The 8,431-nt window shown below is 41.3% G+C and carries 8 protein-coding genes; 6 read left to right on the top strand and 2 right to left on the bottom strand.

Features of this window, described 5'->3' with window-relative positions:
- The first annotated feature begins 165 nt into the window (after window positions 1-165).
- From lepB to ACERCG_RS11770, 6 genes are all read left to right on the top strand, one after another.
- Window positions 166-1,125: a signal peptidase I gene (lepB, locus tag ACERCG_RS11795; RefSeq protein WP_373612251.1), complete on the top strand. Its 960-nt coding sequence runs from the start codon at window positions 166-168 to the stop codon at window positions 1,123-1,125.
- Window positions 1,126-1,170: 45 nt separating this feature from the next.
- On the top strand, window positions 1,171-1,845 hold the full coding sequence (gene rnc / locus ACERCG_RS11790) for a ribonuclease III (protein ID WP_373612250.1): 675 nt from the start codon (window positions 1,171-1,173) through the stop codon (window positions 1,843-1,845).
- 102 nt (window positions 1,846-1,947) lie between these two features.
- The gene (gene era / locus ACERCG_RS11785; RefSeq protein WP_373612249.1) at window positions 1,948-2,865 is read left to right on the top strand and encodes a GTPase Era; all 918 of its coding nucleotides are present in this window, start codon (window positions 1,948-1,950) and stop codon (window positions 2,863-2,865) included.
- A 229-nt stretch (window positions 2,866-3,094) separates the two neighbouring features.
- Complete coding sequence (recO, locus tag ACERCG_RS11780) at window positions 3,095-3,817, top strand: DNA repair protein RecO (protein WP_373612248.1); 723 nt, start codon at window positions 3,095-3,097, stop codon at window positions 3,815-3,817.
- A gap of 74 nt (window positions 3,818-3,891) precedes the next feature.
- A complete protein-coding gene (gene rhlB, locus ACERCG_RS11775; protein ID WP_373612247.1) occupies window positions 3,892-5,121 on the top strand; it encodes an ATP-dependent RNA helicase RhlB in 1,230 nt (409 codons plus the stop codon).
- 28 nt (window positions 5,122-5,149) lie between these two features.
- A complete protein-coding gene (locus tag ACERCG_RS11770) occupies window positions 5,150-6,640 on the top strand; it encodes a helicase HerA-like C-terminal domain-containing protein (RefSeq protein WP_373612246.1) in 1,491 nt (496 codons plus the stop codon).
- A 61-nt stretch (window positions 6,641-6,701) separates the two neighbouring features.
- Here the strand turns inward: ACERCG_RS11770 and ACERCG_RS11765 are convergent, their stop codons facing one another.
- Window positions 6,702-7,328 carry a DsbA family protein gene (locus ACERCG_RS11765; RefSeq protein ID WP_373612245.1) on the bottom strand — a complete coding sequence of 209 codons (627 nt, stop codon included), beginning with the start codon at window positions 7,326-7,328 and terminating at the stop codon, window positions 6,702-6,704.
- 9 nt (window positions 7,329-7,337) lie between these two features.
- The gene (locus ACERCG_RS11760) at window positions 7,338-8,348 is read right to left on the bottom strand and encodes an ABC transporter ATP-binding protein (protein WP_373612244.1); all 1,011 of its coding nucleotides are present in this window, start codon (window positions 8,346-8,348) and stop codon (window positions 7,338-7,340) included.
- Between the last annotated feature and the right edge of the window lie 83 nt (window positions 8,349-8,431).

Below are 8,431 nucleotides of genomic sequence, written 5' to 3'. Positions count from 1 at the left end.
TTTGTGATGAAAGTTATCGGCTCTCTAAGCTACACAACGAAGTGCTTTCAAGGGACGAGACGAGATGCCGATAACGGGTTGTGTTGCTTAGTTTAACTCATTTGAGATATACAAGGGGCGAATAATTATTCGCCCACACGGTAAAAATAAAAAGGGAGAGTGAAAATGGCACAATTTATGCCAATTATTTTTCTAGGCATTATTTATGGTATTTGGAAATGGTTGGATTCAATGCAGCTCCCAAATACCATCTCAATTATCTTAGTTGCCTTAGTAATTATTTGTGGTGGCTTTTGGGCATTCTACAAATTCAGTGCAGACCCAAGACGCAAACAAGCCATTGCATTACAACAAAAACGATTAGGCAGAGAGCTAACCGAAGAAGAAATCGCTGAAATTCAGCCTAAATCAGCGGTGGGCGAATTTTTTGCTTCTCTTTTCGGCATTCTATTCTTTGTTACCGTACTTCGCTCGTTCTTATTTGAACCGTTTCAAATTCCAAGTGGTTCAATGGAGCCAACCTTGCGTGTAGGCGATTTCTTAGTCGTAAATAAATTTAGCTACGGTATTAAAGATCCTATCTGGCAAAACACCTTGATTGAAACGGGCAAACCAGAACGAGGCGATGTGATTGTATTCAAAGCACCGGCACAACCACACGTTGATTATATTAAGCGTGTGGTTGCAGTAGGTGGCGATAAAATTAAATATGATTTTGCAACTCAGCAATTAACGGTTACTAAAGCCAATGGCGAAACAAAGGTATTTGAATACAGCGAAGGCAAGCAAAATCCTGAGTTTTTCTATCACGGTGAAATGCAGGTAGAACGCACTGAAAAAGGCGATGTTACGCACCAAATTCTAAATCACCCAATGGCATTTAGCTATGCACCTTATTTCTACCAACAAGAAGGGCAAGCAGAAGGTGAATGGGTTGTGCCACAAGGATACTATTTTGTGATGGGTGATAACCGCGATAACAGTGAAGACAGTCGTTTCTGGGGCTTTGTGCCTGAGAGAAACATCGTTGGTAAAGCCACTTTTATTTGGTTAAGTTTAGATAAAAAAGCAAATGAATTCCCAACGGGGCTTCGTTTTTCTAGAATGTTTACCTCAATCAATTAATCTTAACAGGGGCGTATGAGATACGCCCCTTTATTCACATAAACTATGCAACTAGAACGATTACAGAAAAAATTAGGTTATCAATTTCATAACCTTGATTACCTCATTCAGGCCTTAACACACCGCAGTGCGGCAACCAAAAACAATGAGCGTCTTGAATTTCTAGGCGATTCAATTTTAAATTTTACTATTGGTAAAGTATTATACGACAAATTTCCAAAAGCGAATGAAGGTGAGCTTAGCCGTATGAGAGCAACTCTTGTGCGTGAGCAAACTCTAGCGATTATTGCTCGCAAATTTGATTTAGGCGACTACCTAAAATTAGGTCCAGGAGAGCTAAAAAGTGGTGGTTTTCGCCGAGAATCGATTTTATCGGACTGTGTTGAAGCGATTATTGCGGCGATTTATCTCGATCAAGATATGGTAAAAGCAATGGAAAAAGTGGCGGAGTGGTACGCCGATTTGTTAAATGAAATCAGCCCGGGCGATTCACAAAAAGATCCGAAAACACGCTTACAAGAGTTTTTACAAGGTAGAAAATTGCCATTGCCTGAATATGATGTATTAGATATTAAAGGCGAAGCTCATAACCAAACTTTCCGAGTGACCTGCAAAGTGATTAACGTCGAGGAAGTGTTTATCGGCATTGGCACCAGCCGCCGAAAAGCCGAACAAAATGCCGCAGAAAAAGCGTTAGCGGTGGTTAAAACGAAAAAGTAAGATAGCGCAAGCGTCCTCGCTTGTGCTAAAGATTTAATTAAATGGTACAAGCGTGGACGCTTGCACCATCAAATTCATTCCACAGAATGAAAGGAAAACAAAATGACAGAACAAACTCAAACTCCTGCAAAAACCTATTGTGGTTTTATTGCTATTGTTGGTCGCCCAAATGTGGGTAAATCAACGCTATTAAATAAAATTTTAGGACAAAAAATTTCTATTACTTCACGCAAAGCTCAAACCACACGCCACCGTATTATTGGTATTCACACCGAAGATCAATACCAAGCGATTTATGTGGATACACCGGGATTGCACATCGAGGAAAAACGAGCTATCAACCGTTTAATGAACCGAGCAGCAAGCTCAGCGATTGGCGATGTAGATTTAATCATCTTCGTGGTAGAAGGTACAAAATGGACAGAAGATGATGAAATGGTGTTAAACAAGTTACGTTCGGCAAAAGCTCCTGTTTTATTGGCAATTAATAAAGTAGATAACATCAAAGAAAAAGAGGAACTGCTTCCACATATTACCGAGCTGTCTCAGAAATTTGATTTTGCGGAAATTCTACCTATTTCTGCTCAACGTGGTAAAAATGTTCACATTTTGCAGAAATTTGTGCGTAAATCATTGCGTGAAGGTGTGCATCATTTCCCTGAAGAGTATGTAACCGACCGTTCCCAACGCTTTATGGCATCAGAAATCATCCGTGAAAAACTTATGCGTTTTACGGGAGAAGAACTACCTTATTCGGTTACGGTCGAAATCGAACAGTTCAAAATGAATGAGCGTGGGGTGTATGAAATCAATGGCTTGATTTTAGTAGAACGAGATGGTCAGAAAAAAATGGTTATTGGTGCGGGGGGGCAAAAAATCAAAACCATCGGCATTGAAGCTCGAAAAGATATGGAACGCCTATTTGACAACCAAGTCCACCTTGAGCTTTGGGTGAAAGTAAAAGCTGGTTGGGCGGATGATGAAAGAGCATTGAGAAGTTTAGGGTATATGGATGAGTAGTTGGCTCCCGTTATAGCATTAATATCGTAATCAAATCTCCCCTAACCCCTCTTTTCTAAAGAGGGGGACTAGTTCTCCAGAAATTTTAAATTCATCTTCCTATCTATATAAAAGGTTAAATAGTGAAAATGACTTTAAAATATACTCCGCAAGATCTCCCCTCTTTAGCAAAGAGGGGAGGGGGAGATTTGGCAGAAGTAAATTACAACCTCATAATTAACAAGAAATTATGACAATAGACCAATGGCAACGAGCCTTTGTCCTTCATCGGCGTGAATATAGCGAAAGCAGTTTACTCGTGGAGTTCTTTACCGAGCATCACGGGCGAATTACCTTACTCGCAAAAGGGGCGAGGAGAGCTCGTTCGCCATTGAAAGCAGTGCTTCAGCCGTTTACGCCGTTGTTATTACGTTGGTCGGGTAAAGGGGAGTTGAAAACGCTGACTAAAGCAGAGCCTGCCGCACTCACTTTACCGATGGAAACCATTGCTCTTTATAGCGGCTTTTACATCAATGAAGTGCTTGCAAGAGTGCTAGAAAATCAGACCGCTTATCCAGAGTTATTTCAACACTATTTACACTGTATGACAGCACTAGCTACCCAAGATCAAGTTGAGCCTATTTTACGCACCTTTGAATTTCATACGTTAAAAGCATTGGGCTATGGGGTGGATTTCACTCATTGTGCAGCAACAGGTTTAGCGCTTGATCCGAATATGAGTTACCAATTCAGAGAAAATGAAGGCTTTATTGCCTCATTACTGCAAAATAATAACAGTTTTTTAGGGCGTGATTTACTGGCTTTTGCTCAGCTCGACTTTTCAGAAAAAACAACGCAACAAGCGGCGAAACGCTTTACCCGTATTGCATTAAAACCTTATTTAGGTTCTCAGCCGCTTAAAAGTCGAGAACTTTTTCAATCTATCTTGCCTAATAAAGTGAAAAGCGGTTAGTTTTGTTAAATTTTTTGCAAATTTTAAGTAAAATATAACCGCTTGTAACAACACGAATATCTCAAGGAAATACTATGTCAAACCATCTTACCGAACACCGTTTTATCGATTTCCCCATTCACGCTAATGTATTGAATGCGTTAGATAGAAAAGGGTTCGAGTTCTGCACACCAATTCAAGCGAAAACCTTTCCGATTACGCTTAAAGGCAATGACATTGCAGGGCAAGCTCAAACAGGTACAGGTAAAACCCTTGCGTTTTTAATTGCAACTTTTAACCATTTATTGAATAACGAAATCGACACGGCAAAAAATCAGCCGAAAGCCTTAATTCTTGCCCCAACCCGTGAACTAGCGGTGCAAATTGGGGCGGATGCACAGTTGTTTTTACAACATTGTGATCTCAAACTTGCCCTTGCTTACGGTGGAGATGGTTACGACAAGCAAGTACAAGAAATTGAAAAAGGCGTAGATATTCTTGTTGGCACAACAGGGCGTGTAATTGATTACGTTAAGCAGGGCATTATCAATTTAGACAAAATTCAAGTGATCGTGCTAGATGAGGCAGATCGAATGTTCGATCTTGGCTTTATCAAAGATATTCGTTACTTAATGCGAAAAGCCCCTAAACCTTCAGAGCGTTTGACTTTACTCTTTTCAGCCACCTTATCGGCAAAAGTGCGTGAGCTTGCTTATGAAGATATGGATAATGCCGAATATATTGAAATTGAGCCACTGCAACGAACAGGGCATCGCATTAGAGAGGAACTATTTTACCCCTCTAATGAAGATAAAATTGCACTCCTACTAACTTTATTAGAAGAAGAGTGGCCAGAACGCTGTATGATTTTTGCCAACACGAAACATAAGTGTGAGGAAATTTGGCAGTATTTAGCGGCAGATGGGCATCGGGTTGGAATGCTAACGGGCGATATTCCACAGAAAAAACGTCTTTCACTGCTTGATAATTTCACTAAAGGCAATTTGGACATTTTAGTGGTAACTGATGTGGCTGCTCGTGGATTGCATATCCCCGATGTAACTCACGTTTTCAATTATGACCTGCCTGATGATAAAGAAGACTACGTTCATCGCATTGGCAGAACGGGGCGAGCAGGGGAGAGCGGACATTCTATCAGCTTTGCTTGCGAGCGTTACGCGGTCAATTTACCAGCTATAGAAGATTATATTGGACACCAAATTCCAGTGAGCCAATATGATAAACAGGCTTTGTTACCTCTGCCAAAAATTAATCGTTCAAAGAGTAGAAATACCTTTGTAGCGAGAAGAAATGGGCATAAGTAATTAATTATTTTTAAGAAGAGAATCAAATATGGGTTTATATAATATTGCTCAGACAGAATCAGGCAAAGTTATCTCGCTTAACGCAAAAATGGCAAACCGACACGGTTTAGTGGCTGGGGCAACAGGTACAGGTAAAACCGTTACGTTACGAAAATTAGCGGAAGCCTTTAGTGATGACGGCGTGCCGGTATTTTTGGTTGATGTAAAAGGCGATCTCTCAGGCCTAGTACAAGCGGGCAGTTTTTCCGGAAAAATTGTAGAACGCATTGAAATGTTCAACTTAGGTGGTGAAGATTACTTAAATGGTTATCCTGTATCCTTCTGGGATGTATTCGGTGAAACAGGGATCCCACTTCGTACAACCATTTCTGAAATGGGGCCAATGTTACTTTCCCGTTTACTTAATTTAAACGACACCCAAGAGGGCTTATTAAATCTTGTTTTCCGTGTTGCAGATGATCGTGGATTGCTTTTAATTGATTTAAAAGATCTTCGTGCATTACTTAAATTTGTGGCAGAAAATGCGAAAGAGTTCCAAGTGGAATACGGTAATGTATCGGCAGCAAGTGTGGGGGCGATTCAACGGGCATTGCTAAGACTTGAAAACGAAGGGGCGGATAATTTATTTGGTGAGCCTGCGTTAGATCTACACGATTGGATTCAAACTCGCAACGGACGTGGTGTAATCAATATTTTAAACTCTGAAAAACTCATTAATTCGCCAAGAATGTATGGAGCTTTCTTACTTTGGTTTATGGCGGAGCTATTTGAGAATTTACCTGAAGTAGGCGATCCTGAAAAACCGAAGTTTGTGTTGTTTTTTGATGAAGCTCACTTACTATTTGATGGGGCACCAAAAGTGCTAGTGGATAAAATTGAACAGGTTGTTCGTTTAATTCGCTCGAAAGGTGTTGGGGTTTATTTTGTTACGCAAAATCCACTCGACTTACCTGATTCAGTATTAGGGCAGCTTGGTAATCGTATTCAACATGCACTCCGTGCTTTCACACCTCGTGATCAAAAAGCGGTAAAATCAGCGGCAGAAACTTTCCGAGCGAATAAAGAGGTAAATGTGGTAGAAGCCATCACGCAACTTGGTGTGGGGCAAGCGTTGGTTTCGGTGCTAGATGAAAAAGGTATGCCAACGCCTGTAGAAATTGCCTATATCTATCCACCAAAAAGCCAATTAGCTCCATTAGCCACAGGCGAACGTGATAGTTTAGTGAAGCAAGATGATCTCTATCATCACTACAGCCAATATGTCGATAATGAATCTGCGTTTGAATTACTTAATGCGAAAGCAGAAGCAATTAAAGCAGAGCAGGCTGTGGCAGAAGAAGCAAACAATGACTTCTTTGGCGGTATTCTCTCTTCCATTTTTGGCTCGAAGAAGAAAAAAGATCAATCGATTACCGAACAAGTGGTTAGCCAAGTGGCGCATTCAGTTGGCAGAAACTTACGCAACCAAGTCACCAAACAAATTATGCGTGGTATTTTAGGTGCGATCACCAAAAAATAAATTGTAAATTATAAGAAGAATAAGACTGCTTGTTTAGCTTAACAAGCGGTCTTTTTTCCACTTATTTTTGCAATGCCTGTTTGATGGCATCGAGCAATACTTCTGGTGGCTGAGCCCCTGATACGCCGAGTTTTTCATCAATCACAAAAAACGGCACGCTATGAATGCCATATTTATGAGCCATACGTTCATCTTCCCGCACTTCGTGTCCGAAATCATCGCCAGTCAGTAGTTGAGCGACTTCATCACGATCTAAGCCGATCTCTAAGGCTAATTCCATCAGCTCGGTGCGTTTGGCTAAAATTGTATTATCGGTAAAGTAAGCCTTGAATAAACGCTCAATCATCGCTTCACCGAAACCTTTAGTTTCAGCAAATTTTGCCAAGCGATGAGCCTCAAAGGTGCGAGTGTATTGGGTGGTGCGGTAACGCAAATCTAGCCCAGCTTGTTTGCCGGCTTGTTCCACATAACGAATCATTTCATCAGCTTGTTCTGCGGTTTTTTGATATTTCCGCATTAGGCGTTGCTGAATATCTCCCTCCGGTTCGCCGTTAGCGTGCGGATCAAGCTCAAAGGCTCGGAAAACCACTTCAACCTCGCCTTCAAATTGGGCTAGGGCTTGCTCTAAGTGGCGTTTGCCGATGTAACAAAACGGGCAGGCATAATCTGACCAAACTTCAATTTTCATATATTCTCCTTAAAATAGGATAAACTCTCTTACTTGGAAGCCCACTTCCACTTGTTCGCCAATTTTCAGCTCTTGAGACTGATAAGTTACAATCTCAATGCCTTTAATTTCAACCTGGTAGCGGTAGTATAAGCCTAAAAACAGTTTACCTACTACCTTACCTAAACCAAGCTCGTTTGGTTTTAAGATAATCTGCTCAGGGCGGAGTAGCCATTTGTAACGCCCTTTGGTAACAGGCATCTCAGGGAAAAGACGGAATTCGCCCAGTGGACTACATAAGAGTTTATCTTCTGTTACGTTGCAGCTAAGGTAGTTTGTGCCACCTAAAAAATCCGCCACAAAAGGATTAACTGGAGAATGATATAGCTCATTTGGTTTACCGAATTGGACGATTTTACCTTGATCCATCACCGCAATTTTATCGGCAAAGGCAAAAGCCTCTTCTTTACTGTGTGTTACAAAAATAGCAGGCACATTTTGGCTTTTTAAGATCTGTTTGATTTCTTGAATCATCGCATAGCGAGTTTGGCTATCGATATTGGAAAATGGCTCATCTAACAGTAATAATTCAGGTTGGCAGGCTAATGCACGGGCAATCGCGACACGTTGCTGTTGTCCGCCTGAAAGCTCGTGTGGGAAACGGCTTTCAAAGCCTTGTAAATGCACCACTGACAGCATTTTTTCGGTCATCGCTTTCTGCTCGTCTTTTGGCAGTTTAGATAAGCCGAATTGAATGTTATCCGCCACAGTTAAATGCGGAAATAGAGCGTAATCTTGGAAAATCAGCCCGATTTTGCGTTCTTCCACCGCCTTGCTTTTTAGGCATTGCCCCGCAAGATGAATATCGCCCTGTTCAATCGGCAACAAACCCGCAATCGCTTTGAGTAGTGTGGTTTTTCCACAGCCACTTGCCCCAAGCAGGCAGATAATTTCATTTTGATTAACGGCAAGGTTGAGCTTTTGTAACACCTTTGTGTTGCCGAAATTGAGGTTGAGGTTTTGTATTTTTAATATCGACATAAGATTTTTTTCGTAGGGGTGGGTCCTGTGCCCGCCTGAATAACTAAGATGATTTACGGGCGGGCACAGGACCCGCCCCTTGT

This window comes from Mannheimia sp. E30BD (assembly GCF_041807785.1).
Taxonomy (GTDB): domain Bacteria; phylum Pseudomonadota; class Gammaproteobacteria; order Enterobacterales; family Pasteurellaceae; genus Mannheimia.
The sequence above is the reverse complement of the archived record's forward strand: the minus strand, read 5'-3'. Positions and strand labels throughout refer to the sequence as shown.

Excerpts from the sequence above, each read along its gene's own strand:
- ACERCG_RS11770 (WP_373612246.1), top strand. The coding sequence starts at position 5,150 with ATGGGTTTATATAATATTGCTCAGACAGAATCAGGCAAAGTTATCTCG.
- ACERCG_RS11765 (WP_373612245.1), bottom strand. The coding sequence starts at position 7,328 with ATGAAAATTGAAGTTTGGTCAGATTATGCCTGCCCGTTTTGTTACATC.
- recO (WP_373612248.1), top strand. The coding sequence starts at position 3,095 with ATGACAATAGACCAATGGCAACGAGCCTTTGTCCTTCATCGGCGTGAA.
- rnc (WP_373612250.1), top strand. The coding sequence starts at position 1,171 with ATGCAACTAGAACGATTACAGAAAAAATTAGGTTATCAATTTCATAAC.
- lepB (WP_373612251.1), top strand. The coding sequence starts at position 166 with ATGGCACAATTTATGCCAATTATTTTTCTAGGCATTATTTATGGTATT.
- ACERCG_RS11760 (WP_373612244.1), bottom strand. The coding sequence starts at position 8,348 with ATGTCGATATTAAAAATACAAAACCTCAACCTCAATTTCGGCAACACA.
- era (WP_373612249.1), top strand. The coding sequence starts at position 1,948 with ATGACAGAACAAACTCAAACTCCTGCAAAAACCTATTGTGGTTTTATT.
- rhlB (WP_373612247.1), top strand. The coding sequence starts at position 3,892 with ATGTCAAACCATCTTACCGAACACCGTTTTATCGATTTCCCCATTCAC.